Source organism: Pseudomonas sp. GW821-FHT04D07, assembly GCF_059420225.1.
Window position 1 is genome coordinate 147,153 of record NZ_JBWKTH010000003.1, and the last position, 23,394, is coordinate 170,546.

General features: G+C 61.3%; 23 protein-coding genes and 3 pseudogenes. 21 read left to right on the top strand and 5 right to left on the bottom strand.

What is annotated here, in order from left to right; genetic code table 11:
* The first annotated feature begins 141 nt into the window (after window positions 1–141).
* Both AC07T0_RS06655 and AC07T0_RS06660 read left to right on the top strand, forming a co-directional pair.
* Window positions 142–1,329 carry a XylR family transcriptional regulator gene (locus AC07T0_RS06655; protein WP_495000404.1) on the top strand — a complete coding sequence of 396 codons (1,188 nt, stop codon included), beginning with the start codon at window positions 142–144 and terminating at the stop codon, window positions 1,327–1,329.
* 154 nt (window positions 1,330–1,483) lie between these two features.
* Complete coding sequence (locus tag AC07T0_RS06660; protein ID WP_495000405.1) at window positions 1,484–2,032, top strand: cupin domain-containing protein; 549 nt, start codon at window positions 1,484–1,486, stop codon at window positions 2,030–2,032.
* Here AC07T0_RS06660 and pobA read toward each other — a convergent pair.
* Window positions 2,004–3,218, bottom strand: coding sequence for a 4-hydroxybenzoate 3-monooxygenase (pobA, locus tag AC07T0_RS06665; RefSeq protein ID WP_495000406.1), 1,215 nt, complete (start codon window positions 3,216–3,218; stop codon window positions 2,004–2,006). The genes AC07T0_RS06660 and pobA overlap by 29 nt on opposite strands.
* A 153-nt stretch (window positions 3,219–3,371) precedes the next feature.
* On the opposite strand from pobA, the gene AC07T0_RS06670 reads away from it, so the two are divergent.
* The 7 genes from AC07T0_RS06670 (at window position 3,372) to pcaC (ending at window position 9,885) form a co-directional block, all read left to right on the top strand.
* Entirely contained in the window at window positions 3,372–4,241 is an 870-nt protein-coding gene (locus AC07T0_RS06670; protein WP_495000407.1) for a helix-turn-helix domain-containing protein, read from the top strand.
* 37 nt (window positions 4,242–4,278) lie between these two features.
* Window positions 4,279–5,208 carry a pca operon transcription factor PcaQ gene (pcaQ, locus tag AC07T0_RS06675; RefSeq protein ID WP_495000408.1) on the top strand — a complete coding sequence of 310 codons (930 nt, stop codon included), beginning with the start codon at window positions 4,279–4,281 and terminating at the stop codon, window positions 5,206–5,208.
* A 115-nt stretch (window positions 5,209–5,323) separates the two neighbouring features.
* Complete coding sequence (pcaH, locus tag AC07T0_RS06680; RefSeq protein ID WP_495000409.1) at window positions 5,324–6,043, top strand: protocatechuate 3,4-dioxygenase subunit beta; 720 nt, start codon at window positions 5,324–5,326, stop codon at window positions 6,041–6,043.
* A gap of 12 nt (window positions 6,044–6,055) precedes the next feature.
* Entirely contained in the window at window positions 6,056–6,658 is a 603-nt protein-coding gene (pcaG, locus tag AC07T0_RS06685) for a protocatechuate 3,4-dioxygenase subunit alpha (protein ID WP_495000410.1), read from the top strand.
* 75 nt (window positions 6,659–6,733) lie between these two features.
* A complete protein-coding gene (pcaK, locus tag AC07T0_RS06690; protein ID WP_495000411.1) occupies window positions 6,734–8,083 on the top strand; it encodes a 4-hydroxybenzoate transporter PcaK in 1,350 nt (449 codons plus the stop codon).
* 39 nt (window positions 8,084–8,122) lie between these two features.
* Window positions 8,123–9,484, top strand: a complete 1,362-nt coding sequence (locus AC07T0_RS06695; RefSeq protein ID WP_495000412.1) for a 3-carboxy-cis,cis-muconate cycloisomerase — start codon at window positions 8,123–8,125, stop codon at window positions 9,482–9,484.
* A gap of 14 nt (window positions 9,485–9,498) precedes the next feature.
* Window positions 9,499–9,885 (top strand): 4-carboxymuconolactone decarboxylase, encoded by a 387-nt coding sequence (gene pcaC, locus AC07T0_RS06700; RefSeq protein ID WP_495000413.1) that lies wholly within the window; start codon window positions 9,499–9,501, stop codon window positions 9,883–9,885.
* An 89-nt stretch (window positions 9,886–9,974) separates the two neighbouring features.
* Here pcaC and AC07T0_RS06705 read toward each other — a convergent pair whose 3' ends face one another.
* The gene (locus AC07T0_RS06705) at window positions 9,975–10,463 is read right to left on the bottom strand and encodes a MarR family winged helix-turn-helix transcriptional regulator (protein ID WP_495000414.1); all 489 of its coding nucleotides are present in this window, start codon (window positions 10,461–10,463) and stop codon (window positions 9,975–9,977) included.
* A 212-nt stretch (window positions 10,464–10,675) separates the two neighbouring features.
* On the opposite strand from AC07T0_RS06705, the gene AC07T0_RS06710 reads away from it, so the two are divergent.
* From AC07T0_RS06710 to AC07T0_RS06765, 12 genes and pseudogenes are all read left to right on the top strand, one after another.
* The gene (locus AC07T0_RS06710; protein WP_248796427.1) at window positions 10,676–11,506 is read left to right on the top strand and encodes a p-hydroxycinnamoyl CoA hydratase/lyase; all 831 of its coding nucleotides are present in this window, start codon (window positions 10,676–10,678) and stop codon (window positions 11,504–11,506) included.
* A 91-nt stretch (window positions 11,507–11,597) separates the two neighbouring features.
* A pseudogene (locus AC07T0_RS06715) lies at window positions 11,598–11,742 on the top strand (salicylaldehyde dehydrogenase); the annotation flags it as partial.
* Window positions 11,735–11,947, top strand: a pseudogene (locus AC07T0_RS06720) (aldehyde dehydrogenase family protein); the annotation flags it as partial. The pseudogenes AC07T0_RS06715 and AC07T0_RS06720, both read left to right, overlap by 8 nt.
* Window positions 11,948–12,070: 123 nt before the next feature.
* The gene (locus tag AC07T0_RS06725) at window positions 12,071–13,954 is read left to right on the top strand and encodes a feruloyl-CoA synthase (protein WP_495000415.1); all 1,884 of its coding nucleotides are present in this window, start codon (window positions 12,071–12,073) and stop codon (window positions 13,952–13,954) included.
* Entirely contained in the window at window positions 13,951–14,517 is a 567-nt protein-coding gene (locus AC07T0_RS06730) for a thiolase family protein (protein WP_495000416.1), read from the top strand. Before AC07T0_RS06725 ends, AC07T0_RS06730 begins: the two co-directional genes overlap by 4 nt.
* Window positions 14,518–14,611: 94 nt before the next feature.
* Window positions 14,612–15,322 (top strand): GntR family transcriptional regulator, encoded by a 711-nt coding sequence (locus tag AC07T0_RS06735; RefSeq protein WP_495000417.1) that lies wholly within the window; start codon window positions 14,612–14,614, stop codon window positions 15,320–15,322.
* Window positions 15,323–15,486: 164 nt separating this feature from the next.
* The gene (locus tag AC07T0_RS06740; RefSeq protein WP_495000418.1) at window positions 15,487–16,506 is read left to right on the top strand and encodes a LacI family DNA-binding transcriptional regulator; all 1,020 of its coding nucleotides are present in this window, start codon (window positions 15,487–15,489) and stop codon (window positions 16,504–16,506) included.
* Window positions 16,490–17,494, top strand: a complete 1,005-nt coding sequence (locus AC07T0_RS06745; RefSeq protein ID WP_495000419.1) for an ABC transporter substrate-binding protein — start codon at window positions 16,490–16,492, stop codon at window positions 17,492–17,494. The genes AC07T0_RS06740 and AC07T0_RS06745 overlap by 17 nt, the downstream gene beginning before the upstream one ends.
* Window positions 17,495–17,545: 51 nt before the next feature.
* The gene (locus AC07T0_RS06750) at window positions 17,546–18,355 is read left to right on the top strand and encodes an ABC transporter permease (protein WP_495000550.1); all 810 of its coding nucleotides are present in this window, start codon (window positions 17,546–17,548) and stop codon (window positions 18,353–18,355) included.
* On the top strand, window positions 18,352–19,146 hold the full coding sequence (locus AC07T0_RS06755) for an ABC transporter permease (RefSeq protein WP_495000420.1): 795 nt from the start codon (window positions 18,352–18,354) through the stop codon (window positions 19,144–19,146). Before AC07T0_RS06750 ends, AC07T0_RS06755 begins: the two co-directional genes overlap by 4 nt.
* Window positions 19,143–20,174: an ABC transporter ATP-binding protein gene (locus AC07T0_RS06760; RefSeq protein WP_495000421.1), complete on the top strand. Its 1,032-nt coding sequence runs from the start codon at window positions 19,143–19,145 to the stop codon at window positions 20,172–20,174. Before AC07T0_RS06755 ends, AC07T0_RS06760 begins: the two co-directional genes overlap by 4 nt.
* A gap of 26 nt (window positions 20,175–20,200) precedes the next feature.
* Window positions 20,201–21,031: a phosphodiesterase gene (locus AC07T0_RS06765; RefSeq protein ID WP_495000422.1), complete on the top strand. Its 831-nt coding sequence runs from the start codon at window positions 20,201–20,203 to the stop codon at window positions 21,029–21,031.
* A gap of 3 nt (window positions 21,032–21,034) precedes the next feature.
* On the opposite strand, the gene AC07T0_RS06770 is transcribed toward AC07T0_RS06765, so the two are convergent.
* The 3 genes and pseudogenes from AC07T0_RS06770 to AC07T0_RS06780 all read right to left on the bottom strand — a co-directional run.
* Window positions 21,035–21,985 carry a PDR/VanB family oxidoreductase gene (locus tag AC07T0_RS06770; protein ID WP_495000423.1) on the bottom strand — a complete coding sequence of 317 codons (951 nt, stop codon included), beginning with the start codon at window positions 21,983–21,985 and terminating at the stop codon, window positions 21,035–21,037.
* Window positions 21,982–23,028, bottom strand: coding sequence for a Rieske 2Fe-2S domain-containing protein (locus tag AC07T0_RS06775; RefSeq protein WP_495000424.1), 1,047 nt, complete (start codon window positions 23,026–23,028; stop codon window positions 21,982–21,984). Before AC07T0_RS06775 ends, AC07T0_RS06770 begins: the two co-directional genes overlap by 4 nt.
* Window positions 23,029–23,139: 111 nt before the next feature.
* Window positions 23,140–23,325, bottom strand: a pseudogene (locus AC07T0_RS06780) (hypothetical protein); the annotation flags it as partial.
* Window positions 23,326–23,394: the final 69 nt, after the last annotated feature.

Sequence of the window (23,394 nt, forward strand, 5' to 3'; positions counted from 1 at the left end):
GTCCCGATACTAGCAACGGCCTTGTGGCTGCTGATTATGAAAATGACCAACACGCAGTTCGATTTTGCGTATTGAGATTCGTCGTTCCGGCGCCTAGTCTGTGTTGATCGCCTCTGTGTTTACCGGCTCAGTGTAAAAATAATGAAGAGCGTCCCGCCCGTTCACCGCATTGCGCTGTTGTTCAACGGCGGCAAGATCTACGATCGCGGCATCATCAGTGGCATCGGTAACTACCTGAGCAGCACGCGCGCGTCCTGGGACTTGTTTCTTGAAGAGGATTTTCTCTGTCGGTTGAAGGGGATCGAGCGCTGGCAGGGTGATGGGATCATTGCCGACTTCGACGACCCGCTGATCGGCGAGGCGCTGGCCGCGATCAAGTTGCCGGTAGTGGCGGTGGGCGGGTCCTATCAGGACGAGCGCGCCTATCCGAAAGGCATTCCCTATGTTGCTACTGACAATCATGCGTTGATGAAGTTGGCGTACGAGCACCTGATCGAGGCCGGGTTGACGCGGTTTGCCTGCTTCAGCCTGCCTGAAGCTCAGGCCAATCGCTGGGCGCAGGAGCGGGAAAAAGCCTTTCGCCGGCTGCTGCGGCGCGATGGCTTGCACGCCGAGGTCTATCGCGGCATGGGCACCAGCGCGCCGCTCTGGGACAGCGCCGTCGAACAGCAGATTGCCTGGTTGCAAAGCCTGCCCAAACCCATCGGCATCATCGCTGTCAGTGACGCCCGCGCCCGGCAGTTGCTGCAAGCCTGCCTGACCGCCGGGATCGCCGTGCCGGAGCAGGTGGCGTTGATCGGCATCGACAACGACCCGCTGACTCGCAGCCTGACCAGGGTGCCGCTGAGTTCAGTGGTTCAAGGCACTGAAACCATGGGCTGGACCGCCGCGCGCCTGCTCCACCAGATGCTCCACGGTATGCCGTCCACGGGCACGCAGATACTGATAGCCCCTGATGCGATCAATGTGCAGGCCTCGAGTCTGCATCAACCGTTGGGCGATCCCTACGTCATGCAAGCATTGCTGTTCATCCGCCAATACGCCTGCCAGGGCATCAAGACCGCGCAGGTGGCGGGGTATGTGGGGGTGTCGCGCTCATCGCTGGAATCACACTTTCGCAAGGTGCGCGGCTGCAGCGTGCACGACGAGATCCTGCGCTTCAAACTGGCAGCGGCGGCCAACGGACTGGAAAACACCGATTCGGCGATTGCCGACATCGCCCAGAATTGCGGTTTCAAATCGGCTCAATACCTGCACACCGTGTTTCGTCGTGAGTTCGGTTGTACGCCTCGCGAGTATCAGCAGGGCGCCAACGCCGCAATTTATTGAGCGAATACTCAAGACAGGCAGGACCCCGTATTCGGCATGGGCACCCTTGCTCAAACATGATCTAATCAGCTGACACATTTGAGGGCGCGGAAACTTTTTCGTACGGCACCTGCTGGCCATCCCTCGCAATCCTCAGGTTCTAAATAGGGCTGTCATGGATACGGGTTCACGACTCAAGCTTGTGCGAGAAAGTTACAAAATATCCCAGCGGGAGCTGGCCAGGCGCAGCGGTCTGGCCAATGGAACGATTTCGTTGATCGAATTGAACCGCGTCAGCCCCTCTGTCAGTTCGTTGAAAAAACTCCTCGAAGGGTTTCCCATGACCCTGGCGGACTTCTTCTCTTTCGATCAGCCGGTGAAGGAGCAACGCTATATCTTTCGCGCCAATGAACAACCTGATTTGGGCCGTGATGGACTGAGGCTGCTGCTGGTCGGCGCCCCGGTATCTGGCCGGCAAATGCGAATGTTGCGCGAGCAGTACGCTCCCGGGGCTGGTTCAGGTGCAGAACCGATCGTGCATGCCGAAGGCGAGGAGTGCGGGTTGGTCACCCGCGGCACTATCGAGTTGACTGTGGACGGCCAGATCAGCGTGCTGACGGCGGGGGACGGGTATTACTTCCCGACGACGCTGCCCCATAGCTTTCGCAACATCGGCCAGGATGAAGCCGAGATCGTCAGCGCGAACACGCCGGCGAACTTTTGATCGCCTCGATGGCTTCATACGGCAGCCCGACATAGTTTTCCGCAATCGTCTTGCGTCCGGCGGCCGAGCCTGTGAAGTAATCGAGTTCGCTCTTCTGGAGACGCTGGCTGAAAGTGTCGGTCCCGGGAAAACGGTGGAGGATCGAGGTCATCCACCAGGAGAAACGCTCGGCTTTCCAGACCCGGCGCAGGCAGATTGACGAGTACCGTTCCAGCAGGTCGGTACGCCCTTCGCGATAAACCTTGAGCAGGATGCGGTACAGCGTGCTGACATCGCTCGCCGCCAGGTTCAGGCCTTTGGCGCCGGTGGGTGGCACGATATGGGCCGCATCGCCGAGCAGGAACAGGCGACCATATTGCATGGGCTCGACGACAAAACTGCGCAAGGGGGCGATGCTCTTTTCAATCGAGGGCCCGGTGACCAGTTGCGCGGCGATAGTGGCCGGCAAGCGGCACTTGAGCTCTTCCCAGAAACGTTCGTCCGACCAGTCCTCGACCTTTTCCTCTGCACCCACTTGCAGGTAATAACGGGTCCGTGTCGGCGAGCGCATGCTGCACAGGGCGAAGCCACGCTCATGGTTGGAGTAGATCAGCTCATGGTTGACCGGCGGGGTGTCGGCCAGAATCCCCAACCAGCCAAAGGGATAAACCCGTTCAAAAGTCTTCAGCGTCTCTGGCGGTATCGATTGTCGGGAGACACCGTGAAAGCCGTCACAGCCGGCAATGTAGTCGCAGTCCAGGCGGACGGTCTCGCCGTGATGCTCGAAGGTCACGTAAGGACTGTCGCTTTGCATGCCGTGGGGCTGCACATTTTCGGCGTCATAAAAGGTCATGGCACCCACGGTGGCGCGGGCCTCCATCAAGTCACGGGTGACTTCGGTCTGGCCGTAGACCATGACCGTTCTACCGTCGGTCAGTGCCTTGAGGTCGATGCGTTCACAGCGTCCGTCGAAGGCCAGTTCGAAGCCTTCGTGCACCAGGCCTTCGGCGTCCATGCGCTCGCTGACACCGGCTTCGCGCAACAACTCGACCAGGCCTTGTTCCAGTACACCGGCGCGAATGCGCGAGAGGATATATTCGGGGTTCTTGCGTTCGACGATGATGTTGTCGATGCCCGCGCGATGCAGCAGTTGACCGAGCAAAAGGCCGGACGGGCCGCAGCCGATGATAGCGACTTGGGTTTTCATGGGGAGTGTCCTGTTGGGTGCCGTTGAAGCCGTGAGGCCTTACCGGGCACTGTTGTTTTTGTCTCCTGTATTTTTAGTGGCTAAAGCGTGGATATGAAGGCAATATCCGACGCATTCCATGGACTTTCCGTGGATCGTCGCAAGGGGCGGGAGATGTCGAAATCATTGGCTATGCCTGTTCCGGTGTTCAAACTCTATGGCGAGACCCGCGCCTGGCCGACGCCCGACCTGATTCATTGCGAGTCGATCCCCGAGCGTAGCCAACTGCACGGCTGGGAAATAAAACCCCATCGACACAGCGACCTGGTGCAGCTTCTGTATGTGCAGGCGGGACGGGCGACGCTGCAAGTCGAAGACGAGATCCAGCACATTGATTCGCCCTCGTTGCAAGTCGTGCCGGCGTTGAGCGTGCACACCTTCAAGTTCTCCCTGGATATTCAAGGCCACGTGCTCAGTCTGGCGCAGCCCCTGGCCGAACAGCTCGGCGCTTCGCTCAACAGTCCGGTGTTGACCACGGCGGCCTGTTACCTGATCGGCTCCGCGCATCCGTATCTGGACACGCTGTTTTCAGCCATCACTCGGGAATACAGCCAACATCAGCCCGGCCGTGATCCGATGCTGCAATCGTTGATCACGGTGCTGTCCATCTGGCTCAGTCGCCGTAGTCTGGAACGCTCGCCGCCGGACGCGCTGCCGCTTGAGCGTGGTCGCGAGCATTTACAGCTGTTCACCCGGACATTGGAACTGCGCTTTCGCGAGCATCTGCCCATCGAGCACTATGCGGCGACGCTGGGGATCAGCACGGCGCACCTCAATGCCCTGTGCCGACGCCTCTGTGGGCAATCGGCCTTGCAGATGATCAACCAGCGACTGCTGCTGGAAGCCAAGCGCGATCTGGTCTACACCGCCATGACCATCAACCAGGTGTCGGACCGCCTGGGTTTTTCCGAACCGGCCTACTTCTCGCGCTTTTTCAAGCGCGGCACGGGGCAGTCACCGAAACAATTCCGGATCCAGCGTTAGCGGATGCCAGACCAGACCCCGAAGGCAGCGAACTGCGGTGAATATCGATACCCGAATCAAATTTCGTCATCTGGTGTGCTTTCTCGAGGTGGCGCGTCAGGGCAGCCTGGCGCGTGCCGCAGACAAACTGGCGATCAGCCAGCCGGCACTCTCCAAGACCCTCAAGGAGCTGGAAACCTTGCTGGCCGCCAGCTTGTTCGTGCGCAGCAAAAGCGGCGCGGCGCTGACCGAGGCCGGGGTAGCCTTTCTGCGTTACGCCGGCCCCAGCGTCCAGGCGCTGCGTGAAGGGGTCAATAGCCTGCGTTCCGGCGAGCACGAGCCGATCAGCGCGAGACTCGGTGTGCTGTCGACCGTGGAAAGCGTACTGGTGCCCGAGGTTGTCTGCCGTTTGCACGCCCGGCATCCCGCATTGGTGGTCAGTGTGGTCACCGGGCCGAGTGCGTACCTGTTGTCGCAACTGCGGGTGGGAGAGCTGGATCTGGTGGTCGGACGCATGACGGACAGCCCGCAGATCCTCGGGCTGGCGTTCGAGCATCTGTATAGCGAATCCATGACCCTGGTGGTGCGCAGCGGCCATCCGCTGTTGGCCGATCCACTGGCGCATAAAAACCTCGAAGACTATCCGTTGGTATTGCCGCTGGCAGGGACGACGATTCGCCAGTTCGCCGACAGCCTGTTTGTGCAGCACGGCATCAGTCCCCCGCGCCAGCGCCTGGAAACTCTGTCATTGACCCTGAGCCGGCGTTACGTGCAATGCAGCCAGGCAATCTGGGTCGCGCCTTTCGATGCGGTCAGGCAGGACCTGGGGCGAGGGGAGTTGGTGGAGCTGGAGTTGGGCATTCGCGAACCGGGTGGCTCGGTGGGACTGTGCAGCAATCCGGCGCTGCCGATGCCGCTGGCGGCGCAATGGTGTGTGGAGGTGCTGCGCGAGGTGGGACAGGCATACCGCGAGGGTCGTTATCCATAACCATTTGGATATGGATAGGGTCGGTTTTTTCAGTTTTGCAGGGCGCTCTATCCGGGGAGACTGAGGTACAGACTGCTAGCCATGCAGCTTTACCTCTAACAATAAGGAGACCGGTATGTCTGATGCGGACAACAGCCGCTTCGTCATTCGTGACCGCAATTGGCACCCCAAAGCCCTGACGCCTGACTACAAGACCTCGATCCTGCGCTCCCCGCGCCAGGCCCTGGTGAGCATTCCCCAATCTCTGTCGGAAACCAGCGGCCCGGATTTTTCCCACCTGAAGAGGGGGCGGCACGATAACGATCTGCTGCTGAACTTCAACCAGGGCGGCCTGCCCATCGGCGAGCGCATCATCGTTGCCGGGCGGGTCTGTGACCAGTACGGCAAGCCGATCCCGCATACCCTGGTGGAAATGTGGCAAGCCAATGCCGGTGGTCGCTACCGGCACAAGAAAGACAGCTATCTGGCACCCATCGACCCGAATTTCGGCGGCGTCGGCCGGGCCTTGACCGACCGTGACGGCAACTACAGTTTCCGCACGGTCAAACCCGGCCCGTACCCGTGGCGCAATGGTCCCAACGACTGGCGTCCGGCGCATATCCACTTCTCCATCAGTGGCCCGTCGATTGCCACGCGCTTGATCACCCAGCTGTATTTCGAAGGCGACCCGCTTATCCCGATGTGCCCGATCGTCAAGTCGATCGCCAATCCGGACGCGGTGCAGAGCCTGATTGCCCGGCTCGATATGAGCCTGGCCAATCCCATGGATTGCCTGGCTTATCGCTTTGACATCGTTCTGCGCGGCCAGCGCAAGACCCACTTCGAAAACTGCTGAGGAGGCACGCCCATGCCCGTTCAACTTTTGCCTGAAACCCCTTCGCAAACCGCCGGTCCTTACGTGCATATCGGCCTGGCGCTGGAGGCGGCGGGCAATCCGCCCCGCGAGCAGGAAATCTGGAACGAAATGGCCAAACCCGGGGCGCCGGGCGAGCATATCGTGCTGATGGGGCACGTCTACGACGGCAATGGCCATTTGATTCGCGACTCGTTCCTGGAGTTCTGGCAGGCCAACCACGAAGGCGTCTACGACAGCGACTACGATCTGGAAAAGCCCTTCAACAGCTTTGGCCGGACCGCGACCACGGATGTCGGCGAGTGGACGCTGAAAACCATCAAGCCCGGCACGCTGAACAACGCCGCGGGTGTGCCCATGGCGGCCCATATCAATGTTTCGCTGTTTGCCCGGGGCATCAATATCCACTTGCAGACCCGCCTGTACTTCGACGACGAGGCCCAGGCCAATGCACTCGATCCGGTATTGAATCTGATCGAACAGCCGCAACGCCGTGAAACCCTGATTGCCCGGCGCTGCACGGTCGACGGCAAGCTGGCCTATCGTTTTGACATTCATGTCCAGGGTGATGCGGAAACGGTGTTCTTCGACTTCTGAGGTCGCGGTGTGCGTGCAGTGGTATGGCGTTTGCCGAGGCAAGCGACCCGATAATAATAAGAAGGAAATGTCTGTATGTCGTTATTAGCCCCTGTGCCTGTGATGGGCACGCTTGATGTTCAGGTGTTGATCAATACCAAGCCACTGTCCCGCTATCAATGGCGGGTGGTGCTGCTGTGTTTTCTGATCGTATTTCTCGACGGCCTGGACACGGCGGCGATGGGTTTTATCGCTCCTGCCTTGAGCCAGGACTGGGGCATCGATCGCGCCAGTCTGGGCCCGGTCATGAGCGCGGCACTGATCGGCATGGTCTTCGGCGCCCTGGGTTCCGGCCCCTTGGCCGACCGTTTCGGGCGCAAGGTGGTGCTGGTGGTGGCGGTGTTTCTGTTTGGCGTGTTCAGTCTGCTCTCAGCCTACAGCAGCAATATCGATCAATTGCTGGCCTTGCGCTTGCTGACCGGCCTGGGCCTCGGGGCAGCGATGCCCAATGCCACCACGCTGCTGTCCGAATACACCCCGGAACGCCTGAAGTCGTTACTGGTGACCAGCATGTTCTGCGGCTTCAATCTGGGCATGGCCTGCGGCGGGTTCGTGTCGGCGAAGTTGATCCCGCTACTGGGTTGGCACAGCCTGCTGATGCTCGGCGGGATTTTGCCCCTGGTACTGGCCGTGGTGCTGTTGTTCCGGTTGCCGGAGTCGGCTCGCTTTCTGGTGGTGCGCAATCGCGGCGTGGAGCGGATTCGCCAGGTGCTGGCACCGATCGCGCCGCTGGACGTCGCGGCGGCCACCGGCTTCAGCGTGCCGGAACAGGCGGTGGTGCGGAGCCGCAACGTGTTGAAGGTGATTTTCTCCGCTAGCTATAGCGCTGGGACCTTGTTGCTGTGGCTGACCTATTTCATGGGGCTGGTAATCGTCTACCTGCTGACCAGCTGGTTGCCGACCCTGATGCGTGACAGCGGCGCAAGCATGGAGCAATCGGCCTTTATCGGTGCGCTGTTTCAGTTTGGCGGTGTGCTCAGCGCGGTGGGCGTGGGTTGGGCGATGGACAAATTCAATCCGCACAAGGTCATCGGCATTGCCTACCTGTTGGCTGGCGTATTCGCCTGGCTGGTGGGACAGAGCCTGGGCCATGTCGGTGTATTGGCCGCCTTGGTGCTGTTGGCCGGCATGTGCATCAACGGCGCGCAATCGGCGATGCCCTCGCTGGCCGCGCGCTTCTACCCCACCCAGGGCCGTGCCACTGGCGTGTCGTGGATGCTCGGCATTGGTCGTTTCGGCGCGATTCTTGGGGCCTGGGCCGGGGCGACATTATTGGGCCTGGGCTGGAACTTCGAGCAGGTGTTGACCGCCCTGGTGGTACCGGCGGCGTTGGCGACCCTCGCGGTGCTGATCAAAGGACTGGTCAGCCATGCGGATGCTACCTGAGAGCCCCTCACTGATTTTCATGAATCCTGGAGCTGTGGTTTGAACAGACCGACGAATCAACTTTTCGATGCCTATTTCACCCAGCCGGCGATGCGGGCCATTTTTTCCGATCAAGGCCGGCTGCAAGGCATGCTCGATTTCGAAGCCGCCCTGGCGCGCGCCGAAGCCAGTGTAGGGCTGATTCCCCAGGAGGTGGTTGGCGATATCGAAGCCGCCTGTCGCGCGCCATTGTTCGACGTTGATGAGTTGGCCGTCGCCGTCGGCAATGCCGGTAATTCGGCAATTCCGTTGGTCAAGGCGCTGGGTAAAAAGCTTGCCGTGGCTAACCCAACCGCTGAACGCTACGTGCATATGGGCGCCACCAGTCAGGACGTGATGGACAGTGGCCTGATACTGCAACTGCGTTCAGCCATCGAGCTGTTGGAGCGCGATCTGGCGCGTTTGGCCGATGCGCTCGCCGAGCAGGCCACGCGCTACGCGAACACGCCGCTGGCCGGGCGCACCTGGCTACAACAAGCGACTCCCGTGACCTTGGGCATGAAAGTCGCCAGTTGGCTGGGCGCTGTCACGCGTCATCGCCAGCGCCTCGTTGAAATCAAACCACGTTTGCTGTGCCTGCAATTCGGTGGCGCCTCCGGCAGCCTGGCTGCCCTGGGCGAGCAGGCTTTCGCGGTGGCCGAAGCCCTGGCGGGTGAATTGAATCTGCACTTGCCCGAGCAGCCTTGGCACACCCAGCGTGATCGGCTGGTGGAGTTCGCCAGCCTGCTGGGCATGATCGCTGGCAGCTTGGGTAAAGTCGGGCGCGATCTCAGTTTGCTGATGCAGACGGAAGCGGGCGAGGTCTTCGAGCCGGCCGCGCCCGGCAAGGGCGGTTCCTCGACCATGCCGCACAAGCGCAACCCGGTCGGCGCGGCGGTCATGATCGGCGCGGCAACCCGGGCGCCCGGCCTGGTGGCGACGATGTTCAGCGCAATGCCGCAAGAACATGAGCGCAGCCTCGGCCTCTGGCATGCCGAATGGGAAACCTTGCCGGAGCTCTGTTGCCTGGTGTCCGGCGCGCTGCAGCAGGCCTTGCAGGTGGTACCCGGGTTGGAAGTCGACGCCGGACGCATGTTGCAAAACCTGGAGCTGACCAAGGGGCTGGTGCTGGCGGAGGCCGTTAGCATCGCCTTGTCCCAGCGTATCGGCCGTGATGCGGCGCACCATCTGATTGAACAATGCTGCCGCCGTGCGGTAGAGCAGGGCGAACACCTGCGACAGGTGCTCGGTGCCGAACCGCACGTGACCGCGCAACTGTCCGCCGAGACGCTGGATCGTCTGCTGGATCCGGCCCATTACCTGGGGCAGTCACAGCGCTGGGTCCAGCGTGCGGTGGCCGAACATCATGCCTTCAAACCTTAGACAAGGACCCTGCAATGGACGAACAACAACGTTATGACGCCGGCATGAAAGTACGCCGCGAAGTGCTCGGCGATGCCCATGTGGATCGCAGTCTTGAAAAACTGACCCCGTTCAATGGCGAGTTCCAGGAGATGATTACCCGGCATGCCTGGGGCGATATCTGGACCCGTCCCGGGCTGCCACGGCACACCCGCAGCCTGATCACCATCGCCATGCTGATCGGCATGAACCGCGAGGGGGAATTGCGCCTGCACTTGCGCGCCGCGAAAAACAATGGTGTGAGCCGCGACGAGATCAAGGAAGTGTTGATGCAGAGCGCGATCTATTGCGGCATTCCCGCGGCCAATGCCACCTTCCATCTGGCTGAGGCGGTTTGGGAGGAGATGGATGCGCAGTCATAAACCGGGTTTTCACCTTGAGTCAGTAAACTCGGCCTGACCTTCAGTGGACCGCTGCTGGAAGCCCCGCGCGGGTGCGGCGGCGTCCGCGGCTACTGCTGATAGACCTTCTTCAGCAGCCTGAGCAGTTCTTCGCGTTCCTGACTGTCGAGGGCGGAGGTGGAATCCAGATCGCTCTCGGCGGCGATCTGTTTCAGCTCCTTGAGCAGGGTCTCGCCGGTCTTGCTGAGAAAAATCCCATAGGAACGCTTGTCCGGCTTGCAGCGCACCCGCACCGCCAGCGCTCGGCTTTCCAGTTTGTTCAGCAGTGGTACCACCTGGGGCGGCTCGATGGCCAATGCCTTGGCCAGGTCGGCCTGCATCAGCCCGGGACTCTGGTCGATGATCGCCAGGGCCGAGAACTGCGCCGGCCGCAAGTCGTGGGTCGAGAGCCGTTCAATCAGATTCTGGAACAACTTCAACTGCGCCCGGCGCATGGCGTAACCGATCAGGTCGTCCAGGGCGGCATCCAGTGGCGCCTGGGTTTCGGCGTTGTCGGCAGGGGGCTCGGGGGCGACGGCAATCTTGGAAGACTTGGCCATTGCAGGATGGATCCTCAGGCTGGCGGTTAAGAAGACTATCTAGTTTGCCGTGATTGATCGGGGATAGCCATGTTCTCTTGCGAAATCCCATACGTAACAAGGAATCCAGGGGCTACTTGAGCTAAGTTAATTTTGTTAATGATTAATTGACATAACTAATTCTCGGGTTTAGTTTCTACTCATCTTCAGGCCCAGAACAAGAGAGCCCCGCCATGAGCAATTACGAAGGTCGCTGGACAACCGTCAAGGTCGAAATCGAGGAAGGCATTGCCTGGGTGATTCTCAATCGCCCGGAAAAACGCAATGCCATGAGTCCGACCCTGAACCGGGAAATGATCGACGTGCTGGAAACCCTGGAGCAGGATCCTGCCGCCGGCGTGCTGGTGCTGACCGGTGCCGGTGAGGCCTGGACCGCCGGCATGGATCTCAAGGAGTACTTTCGCGAAGTGGACGCCGGCCCGGAGATCCTTCAGGAAAAAATCCGCCGCGAAGCCTCGCAATGGCAATGGAAGCTGCTGCGCATGTACACCAAACCGACCATTGCGATGGTCAATGGTTGGTGCTTCGGTGGTGGCTTCAGCCCGTTGGTGGCTTGCGACCTGGCGATCTGCGCCGACGAAGCGACCTTCGGTCTTTCGGAAATCAACTGGGGTATCCCACCGGGCAACCTGGTGAGCAAAGCCATGGCCGATACGGTGGGGCATCGCCAGTCGCTGTACTACATCATGACCGGCAAGACCTTTGGCGGACAGAAAGCCGCCGAGATGGGGCTGGTCAACGAAAGTGTACCGCTGGCGCAACTGCGTGAAGTCACCGTGGCGCTGGCGCGCAACCTGCTGGAGAAAAACCCGGTGGTCCTGCGCGCCGCCAAGCATGGCTTCAAACGCTGCCGCGAACTGACCTGGGAGCAGAACGAGGATTACCTGTACGCCAAGCTCGATCAGTCGCGCTTGCTGGACACCGAAGGCGGTCGCGAGCAGGGCATGAAGCAGTTTCTCGACGACAAGAGCATCAAGCCCGGCCTGCAGGCGTATAAACGCTGAAACACGTGACGTACAGCCGGCGCATCCGGCTGTACACCGTGCTCATACCGCTTGAACGTATTCCCGATAAAGACAATAAAGAGGAATCACCATGCTGGACGTGCCCTTGCTGATCGGCGGCCAGTCGTGCCCCGCTCGAGACGGACGAACCTTCGAACGATGTCATCCGGTGACCGGCGCAGTCGTGTCGCGAGTTGCCGCCGCCACCCTGGAAGATGCCGCCGTGGCCGTGACACCCGCCGTGCCCTGGCCTTGGCCCAGCGGGTCGAATCGGGCATCTGTCATATCAACGGCCCGACCGTTCACGACGAGGCGCAGATGCCCTTCGGCGGGGTCAAGTCCAGCGGCTATGGCAGTTTTGGCGGCAAGGCGGCCATCGAGCAGTTCACCCAATTGCGCTGGGTGACCTTGCAGAGTGGGCCGCGGTACTACCCGATCTGAGCACCTGTCGCCGCCTGCGTGCAGGGCGGACATAACAATAACAAGACTGCAGTCACCGGCTGCCATACCACGGTGGAGTGCTTCCCCGAGCACCGCTGGCATGCCTTGATGGAGGACAAGCACGTGAGTTCCGAATTCAGATCACCCCCCCAGGCCGAGGCCAATGCGCCGCTGTATCGCCAAGTGTCCATCGGTCATCCCGCGGTCGAGGTCCGCGAAGAGCAGGGCATCCTGTCCATGCGCTCCCTCGAACCCCTGGCCGAGTTGCCTGCTCGCTTGCTCGATCGCCTGGTGCATTGGGCCGAGGTTCGCCCGCAACAGACCTTTGTCGCGGCGCGCCAGGACGGCGGTGACTGGCGGCGGGTGAGTTACGCCGAGATGCTGGCCAGTGTCCGTGCCATTGCCCAGGGCTTGTTGCCTTATGGTCTTTCGGCCGAGCGCCCGCTGGCGATCCTCTCGGGCAACGATATCGAACATTTGCAGATTGCCCTGGGCGCCATGTACGCCGGCATTCCCTACTGCCCGATCTCTGCGGCCTATTCGTTGTTGTCCCAGGATTTCGCCAAGCTGCGGCATGTCTGCCATCTGTTGCAGCCGGGGCTTGTGTTCGTCAGTGACGTCACGGCTTTCCAGCGGGCGATCGAGGCGGTGTTGCCGCTCGATACGCCGTTGATCAGCGTGCGAGGCGATATCAAGGGACGTCCGCAGACACGCTTTGCCAGCCTGTTGCAACAATCTGGCGCGGCCGAAGCCGACGCCGCGTTTGCCGCCACCGGGCCCGACAGCATCGCCAAGTTTCTGTTTACCTCAGGGTCCACCAAGCTGCCCAAGGCGGTGGTGACCACCCAGCGCATGCTCTGCGCCAATCAGCAGATGCTGTTGCAGACCTTCCCGGTGTTCGGCGAAGAACCGCCGGTGCTGGTGGACTGGCTGCCGTGGAATCACACCTTCGGCGGTAGCCACAACGTAGGCATCGTGTTGTACAACGGCGGGACCTTTTACCTGGACGACGGCAAGCCCACCGTCCAGGGGTTTGCCGAAACATTGCGCAACCTCAAGGACGTGTCGCCCACCGCCTACCTGACCGTGCCCAAGGGCTGGGAGGAACTGGTCAGCGCCCTGGAGCAGGACGCTGAGTTGCGTGAACGTTTCTTCTCCCGCATGAAGCTGTTCTTTTTCGCCGCCGCCGGATTGTCCCAGCGGGTCTGGGACCGTCTGGACCGGGTTGCCGAAGCGCACTGTGGCGAACGTATTCGCATGATGGCCGGGCTCGGCATGACCGAGGCGGCGCCGTCCTGCACCTTCACCACCGGGCCGTTGTCCATGGCCGGTTACATCGGTTTGCCGGCCCCGGGTTGTGAAGTGCGTTTGGTGCCGGTGGATGGCAAGCTGGAGGGGCGTTTTCGCGGGCCGCACATCATGCCGGGTTACTGGCGCGCGCCGCAGCAGACCGCCGAAGTCTTCGACGCGCAGGGTTTCTACTGTTCCGGCGATGCCCTCAAGCTCGCGGATCCGCGGAACCCACAACTGGGGCTGATGTTCGACGGGCGGATTGCCGAGGACTTCAAGTTGTCCTCTGGGGTCTTTGTCAGCGTCGGCCCCTTGCGCAATCGCGCGGTGCTCGAAGGTTCGCCCTATGTCCAGGACCTGGTGGTGGCCGCGCCGGATCGCGAGTGCCTGGGGGCGCTGGTCTTTCCCCGCTTGTATGAATGTCGACGTCTGGCCGGTTTGAGTCCGGACGCCAGCGACATCGAGGTCCTGGCCAGCGTGCCTGTGCGCCTGTGGTTCAACGACTGGTTGCAACGGCTCAACCGCGACGCCAGCGGTAATGCCAGCCGCCTGGAGTGGATCGCGCTGCTCGATCAGCCTGCCTCCATAGACCGTGGTGAAATCACCGACAAGGGCTCGATCAATCAGCGTGCGGTGTTGCAGTGGCGCGCCGACAAGGTCGAAGCGCTGTATCGCGGCGAAGAGCCTTCCATCCTGCGTGCCGGGCCTCAACCGTGAACAGCGTGGGACAGTATTCGAGCTTTCGCGATGTGGCGGTTTTCGACGCTCTGCGCACGCCTTGGGTCGATCTCGGCGGGGCCTTGGCCGAGGTCTCGCCGATCGACCTGGGGATCAAGGTCGGGCGCGAGGTGCTGGCTCGCGCCGCCATCGATCCGGCAGCAGTCGACAGCGTGCTCGCCGGCTCCATGGCCCAGGCCAGTTTCGATGCCTATCTGCTGCCCCGCCATATCGGCCTTTACAGTGGCGTGCCGCAAGGGATCCCGGCGCTGGCGATCCAGTTGCTGCTGCAGCGCAGCGGGCTGGCCCTGGCCGACATCGGCTTGCTGGAAATCAACGAAGCGCAGGCGGCCCAGGTGCTGGGACTGGACGGCGACCGGCTCAATCGGCGCGGTGGTTCGATTGCCTTGGGTCATCCCTTGGCTGCCAGTGGTTTGCGCCTGGTGCTGAGCCTGGCCAGGCAGTTGCGTGAGGGCAATCTGCGTTATGGCATCGCGGCTGCGTGTGTCGGCGGCGGGCAGGGCATGGCCTTGTTGATCGAAAATCCCGTGTATCCAGGCTGAAGCAGGGCGTCGTTGGCCGATCGGCAAAGAGCGCCCTGCAGTCAGCGCAAACCTTGCGTTACTATGGCGACCCACCTTTCTGGAAGTCGCCTGGATGAGTAAGCCCGGTCAAACGGTGCTGGTCGCGCTGCGCAAGATGATCGCCTCTGGCGAATTGGCGGCTGGCGAACGGCTGATGGAGAACCCCACGGCGGAGCTTTTCGGCGTCTCGCGGATGCCGGTGCGTATGGCGTTCCGTACGCTGGAGCAGGAAGGCTTGCTGGTGCGTTTTGGCGGGCGCGGGTTTCAGGTGCGTTGCGTCAACCCCGATGATATTGCCGGTGCGGTCGAAGTGCGCGGTGTCCTCGAAGGCCTGGCGGCGCGCCAGACCGCCGAGCGCGGACTGTCGGACGAAGCCCGGACGACCCTTGAGCAGTGCCTGGCGCAAGGTGATCAGTTGTTCGACAAGGGCTATGTGACCATTGAGGACCTTGAGCTCTATCACGACCTCAATATGCGTTTTCACCAGGTGATCGTCGAAGGCAGCCACAACCCGGCCATCGCCGACGCCCTGGCGCGCAACGATCACTTGCCGTTCGCCTCGGTAACCGCCTTGGCGGTGGATCGGCATGACATGCTTCGCGAATATCGGCGCTTCAACTACGCCCATATGCAGCACCATGCGGTGTTCGATGCGTTGGTCAACCGCCAGGGCGCGCGTGCCGAAGCCATCATGCGCGAGCACGCCAACGCCACGTTGCGCTACGCCGAGATCTTCGGCTCGGCGGCAGCCGACGAGCGGATGAAGGTCATTCTGCGCTCGTAATTCCAGTTTTGCCGGCTCCACTGATAGCAACCTGAGCTTTGGCCTCGGACTGAGTCGAGGTAGGCGAGGGAAGTCTGACATCGAATTGTCATCTCTTGATCGCGGGAACGCCATGTTCCTTGAGTAATGTCATCGCCAATGAGATCGATCTCAAACGAGCGAACATGACTGATTTGAAAGAGGTAGCACGGCTGGCTGGTGTTTCGCGGGCAACCGCGGCGCGAGCCTTTTCCTCCCCTGAAGTGGTACGCCCGAGCACTCGCGAACAAGTATTCGCCGCCGCGCGGCAATTGGGTTTTCGGCCCAATCGTCTCGGCCGCCAACTACGTCTGCAAACCACCAGACTGATTGGGGTCGTGGTTCCCAATCTGCTCAACCCGGTGTTCGCCGAGCAATTCCAGGCGATGGAACGCGCTGCGCGCTTACGCGGTTACAACCTGTTGCTGGCAACGACTGGCTACAGCAGCGAACGTGAAAGCGCGGTGGTCGAGGAACTGTTGCGTCAGCGCGTCGATGGTCTGGTCCTGACGGTCACGGATGCTGATCGGAGCCGGGTGCTGAAAAGCCTTGTCAGCGAAGACACACCTTTTGTCCTGGCCTATCACCAGCCCGATCATCCTGACTACAGCAGCGTGTCGGTGGACAACCGCGCAGGCATGGCGCTTGCCACCCGTTATCTGCTGGACGCGGGGCATGGGCGGATCGGCATGGTCGCAGGCCCCGCCATGCAGTCCGACCGCGCTCGCCTGCGTTACTCCGGTTATTGCGATGCGATGCGTGAGGCCGGCCTCGACCGCCTGCCGGTGATCGAAATGCCCGCCCATACCCAGGCTGACTTCGCCGCTATCGAGCCGTTTCTACACGGTCCGCAAGCGCTCAGTGCGCTGGTCTGTTCCAACGATTTGCTGGCAATCAGCCTGATTGCCGAACTGCGGCGCAACGGCTGGCACGTGCCCCGGCAGCTGTCGGTCATTGGCTTTGACGGCATCGCCCTGGGTACCCAGATGCACCCGACACTGTGCAGCGTCGTTCAACCCATCGCGACACTGGCGTATACCGTGATCGATCAGTTGCTGGCGCAGATCGCAGGCGCCGCCGCGGTTTCCCATTGCCTGAGTTGCCATATCCGGCCGGGCGAAAGCACTCGACCCTACGAGGAGACACTTGATGATCCGCTTCAATAAAACCCTGGCGGCATTGCTGCTCTGTGGCGCGGTCAGCCTGGCCCAGGCCGCTGAAACGGCCATTTGCTACAACTGCCCACCGGAGTGGGCGGACTGGGCCACGCAGCTCAAGGCGATTGCCGATACCACTGGCGTGCAGGTCCCTCTGGACAACAAGAACTCAGGCCAGGCATTGGCGCAGCTGGTCGCCGAACAAGCCGCACCGGTGGCTGACGTGGTGTATTACGGCGTCACCTTCGGTTTGCAGGCGCAAAGGGCCGGTGTGGTCGACACCTATAAACCCAAGGGTTGGGAGCAGATTCCCGCTGGTTTGAAAGACCCGGAAGGTCACTGGTTTGCGATTCACTCCGGCACGTTGGGCATCATGGTCAACGTCGATGCATTGGGTGGCTTGCCGGTGCCGCAAGGCTGGAACGATCTGCTCAAACCGGAATACAAAGGCATGGTCGGCTACCTCGACCCGTCCAGTGCTTTTGTCGGTTATGTCTCCGCGGTGGCCATCAACCAGGCCATGGGCGGTAGCCTGGAAAACTTTGCTCCGGCGATCGATTACTTCCAGAAACTGGCGAAAAACGCCCCCATCGTGCCCAAGCAGACGGCTTATGCCCGGGTACTGTCCGGCGAGTTGCCGATTCTGGTCGATTACGACTTCAATGCCTATCGGGCGCGCTACAAGGACCACGCCAACGTCGCGTTCGTGATTCCCAAGGAAGGCAGCATCAGCGTGCCTTATGTGATGAGCATGGCAGGCAATGCCCCGCATCGGGCCAATGCCGAGAAGGTCCTGGATTTCGTCCTGTCCGATCAAGGCCAGGCACTGTGGGCCAAGGCGTACCTGCGGCCGGTGCGGGCGACCCAGATAGAGGCGGATGTCGCCGCGCAGTTCCTGCCGGACAGCGATTACGCCCGGGCCGGCGTGGTCAACTATGAACAGATGGCAGCGGTGCAGGAAGCCTTCTCCGCGCGTTATCTGAAAGAGGTCAAGTAAGTGAAGGCCTCGATAGGAATCACGCCGGACGTTCAGTCGAGGCCGGCCATTGTGCCGCGCTTGCGGCCGACCGCTGCCTGGGCGTTGGCGCCGGCCGCAGCGCTGCTGGCAGCGTTCTGGTTATTGCCGCTGGCCCACCTCATTGTGCTGGGTGGGCAAAGTCGCGACAGCGGCTATTGGCAGGTGCTGGGTAGCGCGCAATACCTGGGCAGCCTGGCGCAAACCTGCATGCTGGCCCTCTTGGTGACTCTTGCGGCGCTGTTGGTGGGCGGCATCAGTGGCGTGTTTCTCACTCGCCAGCGCTTCTTCGGCCGTTCGGCACTGGTCGCCTTGTTGACCTTTCCGCTGGCGTTTCCCGGCGTGGTGGTCGGCTTCCTGGTGATCATGCTGGGCGGTCGCCAGGGGTTGTTCGCCACCCTTGGCCTTGAGCTGGCGGGTGAGCGCTGGATTTTTGCCTACTCGCTGACGGGATTGTTTGTCGGCTACCTGTACTTCTCGATTCCGCGGGTAATTCTCACAGTGATGGCGGCTTGTGAAAGCCTGGATCGCAGCCTGGAAGAAGCCGCCCATTCACTGGGGGCGGGTCATTGGCGAGTGGTCTGCGACGTCATCGTGCCCGGTCTGGCGCCGGCATTGGTCTCGTGTGGCGCGATCTGCTTTGCCACCTCCATGGGCGCGTTCGGCACGGCCTTCACCCTGGGTACTCGGCTGAACGTGACTCCGGTGGCGATCTATAACCTGTTCACCAATTACGCCAATTTCGCCGTGGCCGCGGCGCTGTCGGTGGTGCTGGGCGTGGTGACCTGGACTGCGCTGTTGCTGACCCGGCGGTTGGTCAAAGAATCGAGGGCGGTCCTGTGAAGCGCTCAACGCTGTTTGTCGGGCAATTGGTTTTCACAATGCTGGTTTGCGCCTTCATGCTGGTGCCCGTGCTGATGTCGCTGCTGGCCGGGTTGACCCGTAATTATTTCCAGGGAATATCCAGCGGTCTGACATTCGATTGGCTGGTGCAAGTCTGGCAGGCCTACTCGCCGACCGTCTGGCTCTCCCTGCAACTGGCGCTAGCCTGTGCGCTATGTGTCTGTGTGGTTGGCGTGCCGGCGGCTTATGCGTTGGTCCGGATGAACAATCGCTTCAGCCGCGCGTTCGAGGAACTGATGGTGCTGCCGGTCGCCATGCCCGGTCTGGCCAGCGCGCTGGCATTGTTGCTGACCTATGGTCAATTTGGCGGGTTTCGCAGCAGTTGGCTGTTCATTCTGGTCGGCCATGTGCTGTTTACCCTGCCGTTTCTGGTGCGTCCGGTGATGGCGGTGATGCAACGCCAGCATCTGCCGGTCCTCGAGGAGGCGGCGGCCAGCCTGGGCGCCGGGCCGATCCGGCGGTTCTTCAGTGTGGTGCTGCCCAACTGCCGGGCGGGGGTTCTCGCCGGCGTGTTGATGGTGATCACCCTGTCGTTGGGTGAGTTCAACCTGACCTGGATGCTCCACACGCCGATGACCAAGACATTGCCGGTGGGTCTGGCCGACAGCTATGCCTCGGCCAGGCTGGAAGTCGCCAGTGCCTACACCCTCATATTTTTGCTGATGATCGTACCGCTGCTTATTGCGTTGCAGGCCATCGGCGCGCGTCTCTCCCGTGGAGAAAATCGATGAGCGGAACCACCATTCGCCTACAGGGGTGCCGCAAGGCATTCGCTGACGGCACAGTCGCCGTGCATGACCTGGACCTGAGCATCGAGGCTGGAGAAACCCTGGCGGTTCTCGGCCCGTCCGGCTGCGGTAAAACCACCACCCTGCGGCTGATTGCCGGTCTGGAACGTCCGGATGTGGGGCAGATATTTTTTGGCGACAACGATGTCACGCAGCTGCCGATCGAGCGCCGCAATGTGGGCATGGTCTTCCAGAACTACGCCTTGTTTCCGAATCTGGATGTGGCCGGCAACATCATCTACGGCCTGAAGATTCGCGGCATGTCGCCCTGCGAACGCAACAAGCGTTGCGCGGAGCTGCTGGAGCTGGTCGGCCTGCATGACCATGGCAAACGTAGCATTCACGAGTTGTCCGGCGGTCAGCGCCAGCGGGTCGCCCTGGCCCGCGCCCTGGCCCCGCGGCCGCGGCTGTTGCTACTCGACGAACCCTTGGCGGCGCTGGATGCGCAGTTGCGTGAGCGCTTGCGCAGCGAGTTGGATCAGCTGTTGCGCAGCCTGGGAATCACCGCCGTGTTCGTCACCCACGACCAGGGAGAAGCCATGGCGCTGGGGAATCGCATTCTGGTGATGGAGCAGGGCCGCGTCGCGCAATTGGCCAGTCCGCGGGAAATCTATCAGCAGCCGGCCAACGCTTTCGTCGCCAGTTTCGTGGGCAACCTCAATGCCTTTTCGGTGATCGAGGGCTCCCCCCATGGCTTGAAAGTCAGCGGCGGCGAATTGCCCTGGGATGGCCGCGATCTGCCCACGACGGTGTATTGCCGCCCCGAACATTTGCGGGTGATGGACTGCCAGGGGCAACTACGCGGACGTCTTGTCGGCCAGTTTTTCCAAGGGGCCCAAAGCCGTCTGTTGGTGGATGTTGGTGCGCCCCAGCCGTTGTTGGTGGACAGCACCGATGGCGTGATTTACGGGGCCGGCGCGATGATTGCCTTGACCATCGAACCACAGGTGTTGTTCACCCTGCATTCGTGATGCCGCTGTTTTCCGAGATCCGTATTTTGAACCATCCGTTTGTTGTTGCGCAGATCAGCGATCTGCATCTTAAAGCCGGTCAGAAGCTGACCTATGGTGTGGTCGATACCCTTGGTGCATTGCGTCGCGCTGTCGATCACCTCAACGCCAGCCGGCCGCGCCCGGATATTGTGGTGATCAGCGGCGACCTGGTGGACTTCGGTCGCCCTGACGAATATGCCGTGCTGCACCCTGAGCTTGCACGCCTGCATATGCCTTGCTACCTGGTGCCCGGTAACCACGACAACCGGGAGCATTTGTTGGCCGCATTTGCCGATCACCGCTACTTGCCGACGGTGGCCGGCGCACCACTGGATTGGGTGGTCGAGGAGCATCTGCTGCGCCTTATTGGTCTGGACACGAGCATACCCGGTGCCCATGGCGGTCAGTTGCTGGACAGTCAGTTACGCTGGCTCGATGAACAACTGACCCGTCGTCCCGATGCGCCGACGCTATTGATCCTGCATCATCCGCCGTTTATCAGTGGCATTGGCCATATGGACCGCGAACCGTTCATCAACGCGGCGGCACTGGAGCTGCTCATCGCCCGTCACCGGCAGGTCGAGCGCTTGTTGTGCGGGCACCTGCATCGGCCGATGCAGCGGCGTTTCGGCGGTAGCCTGATTTGCGTGTGCCCCGGTACCTCACATCAAATCGTGCTGGATCTGCAGGAGAACGCCCCGGCGCATTTCAATCTGGAACCGCCCGGGTATCTGCTGCATCACTGGCATGTGCAGGCGTTGGTGAGCCATAACGCGGTGTTGGGTGAGTATCCCGGGCCGTATCCATTTTATGACGCTCATGGCTTGATTGACTGATCACTAGAGGTCGAGCACCAGCAGCGGCGTCTTCGCGCGCGAGCAGCAAGGGGTAAACTGGTCGTTGGCGGCTTGTTCATCCTCGGTGAGGAACAGGTCGCGATGCTCCGGCACGCCCTCCAGAACCCGCGTCAGGCAGGTGCCACAAATGCCCTGTTCGCAGGAGATCGCGATCTCGATGCCCTGGTCTTGCAGCACCTGTACCACGCTCTTGTCGGCTGGCACCTCGAAGCGTTGGCCGCTGCTGGCGAGCTGAATCGAGAAACTGCCGTCGGTGCCGGTATCGATGGGCGCGGCGGCGAAGTACTCGCGATGCAGGCAGGGCTCCTGCCAGCCCTTGGTCTTGGCCGTGTCCAGCACGTGCTGCATAAAGCCACCGGGGCCACACACATAGACATGCACGTCGTGTTCAGGCGTGGCCAGGACCTTGGCGGCGTCCAGCGCCGTCTCGGGTTCCTGATCGAAATGCAGGAACACCCGGTGGGCAAACGGCGAGTGTTGCAGGCGTTTGACAAAGGCCGCGCGATCCCGTGAACGGGCGCAGTAGTGCAGTTCGAAATCCGCGCCGCTGTGCGCCAGGCGTTCGGCCATGCAGAGGATCGGGGTAATGCCGATGCCGCCGGCGAAGAGCAGACTGCGCCTGGCCTCATGGACCAATGGAAACAGATTGCGCGGTTCGCTGATCGGCAGGTGCATGCCAGCGTGGATCTGCTCGTGCATGGCCAGCGAGCCACCCCGGGAAGTTGGGTCCTTGAGCACGCCGATCAGGTAGCGATGGCGCTCTTCGGGGTGGTTGCACAGGGAGTATTGGCGGATCAGGCCGCCAGGCAGATGCACATCGATATGGGCGCCGGCGCTGAAGGCCGGCAGTGGTCGCTCATCGACACTGGCCAACTCGTAGCTGCAGATGTCCTGGGCTTCGTTGTGGCGCGAAACCACCCGTACGTTGATCATGCCAGTGACTCCTGCGGGGCTTGTTCCTGGGCGATCAGGCGCTCCAGGACACGACGCGACTGCACGCCGCCAGCGTCGATATTAAGTTTGAGCAGGTTGCGCAGGGGGTGGTCGAGCAGGTTCTGTTGCTGGCGTTCGAGCATCTCCAGGTCCTCGCTGAAAATCTTCCCCTGACCCTCTCGGATGCTCGCGGTAAGGGCTTCGTTCTGCGGGTTGAAGTTGCGCGCCATGCCCCAGAAGTACCAGATCGAGGTCTCGGTTTCCGGGGTGATGAAGTCGACGACGATGCTCGACGCCTTGAACTGCGGATCGGCGTGATAGCCGCCTTTGCCGGCATGGGCCACACCGACTTCGATCAGCACATGGCTGGGTGGGCTGAAGCGGCAGATTTGCCAGCGGTCCACCGGCACATCGTCGGCCAGGTTGTTGCCGCGCAGGGCCATGCGCCAGAAGGGCGGCGCCATGATGTTTTCCATGTGACGGGCGGTGATCACTTCGTCGCCTTCGACCGTGGTGATCGGGGCGACCTCATCGATTTCCTTTTGGCCGATGCTGGACGCATGCACATAGGTCTCGTGGGTCAGGTCCATCAGGTTGTCGATCATCAGGCGATAGTCGCAGTTGATGTGGAACAGACCGCCACCGTAAGCCCATTCATTGTTCACGGCCCACTCCAGGTGGTGGATCAGTGCCGGGTCTGCCTTGTCCTGTTCGCCCGGCCAGACCCAGATAAAACCGTAGCGCTCGACCACGGCGAAGGTCTTGTTGCAGGGGAATCCCCGGACTCGCTGCCCCGGCATTTCCACGGTCTTGCCATCGCAGCCCATGACCAGGCCGTGATAGCCGCACACCAGGTTGCCGTTTTCGACGTATCCCAGTGACAGCGGTGCGCCGCGATGAGGGCAGAAGTCCTCGACGGCCGACACCTGGCCTTCATGCCCGCGGTAAAAAACCATCTTTTCACCACAGATCTGACGGCCTAGTGGCTTGTCGGAGACTTCATCGAGCGTACAGGCGACGTACCAGGTGTTCTTGGGGTACATGGAGATTCTCCAAGGCGGTTTGTTGTTATTTATGGGATCCATTAGTTGTTATTTAATCGCTTCTTGTCAAATATTTTCAGGTTTAAAATATTTAATGGATCCATTGAGGTGTCATGGACCCTTTTCTGGCAGCACGGGCCAGCAGCGGATCATCACTGATTGCAGCTTCGTGTAGTTGTCGATGAAGGCGCTGCCGAACTCGCGACCAATGCCCGAAGACTTGAGGTCACCGAACGGCACGGCCGGGTCAAGCAGCAGGTGCGGGTTCACTCAGACGGTGTCCGCTTCGATGCAGGGATCATGTTCAGCAGGCGGGTGGGGAGCGAGTCGGGAAAGGCAGAGAAACCATTGTCACGCAAGGCTCAG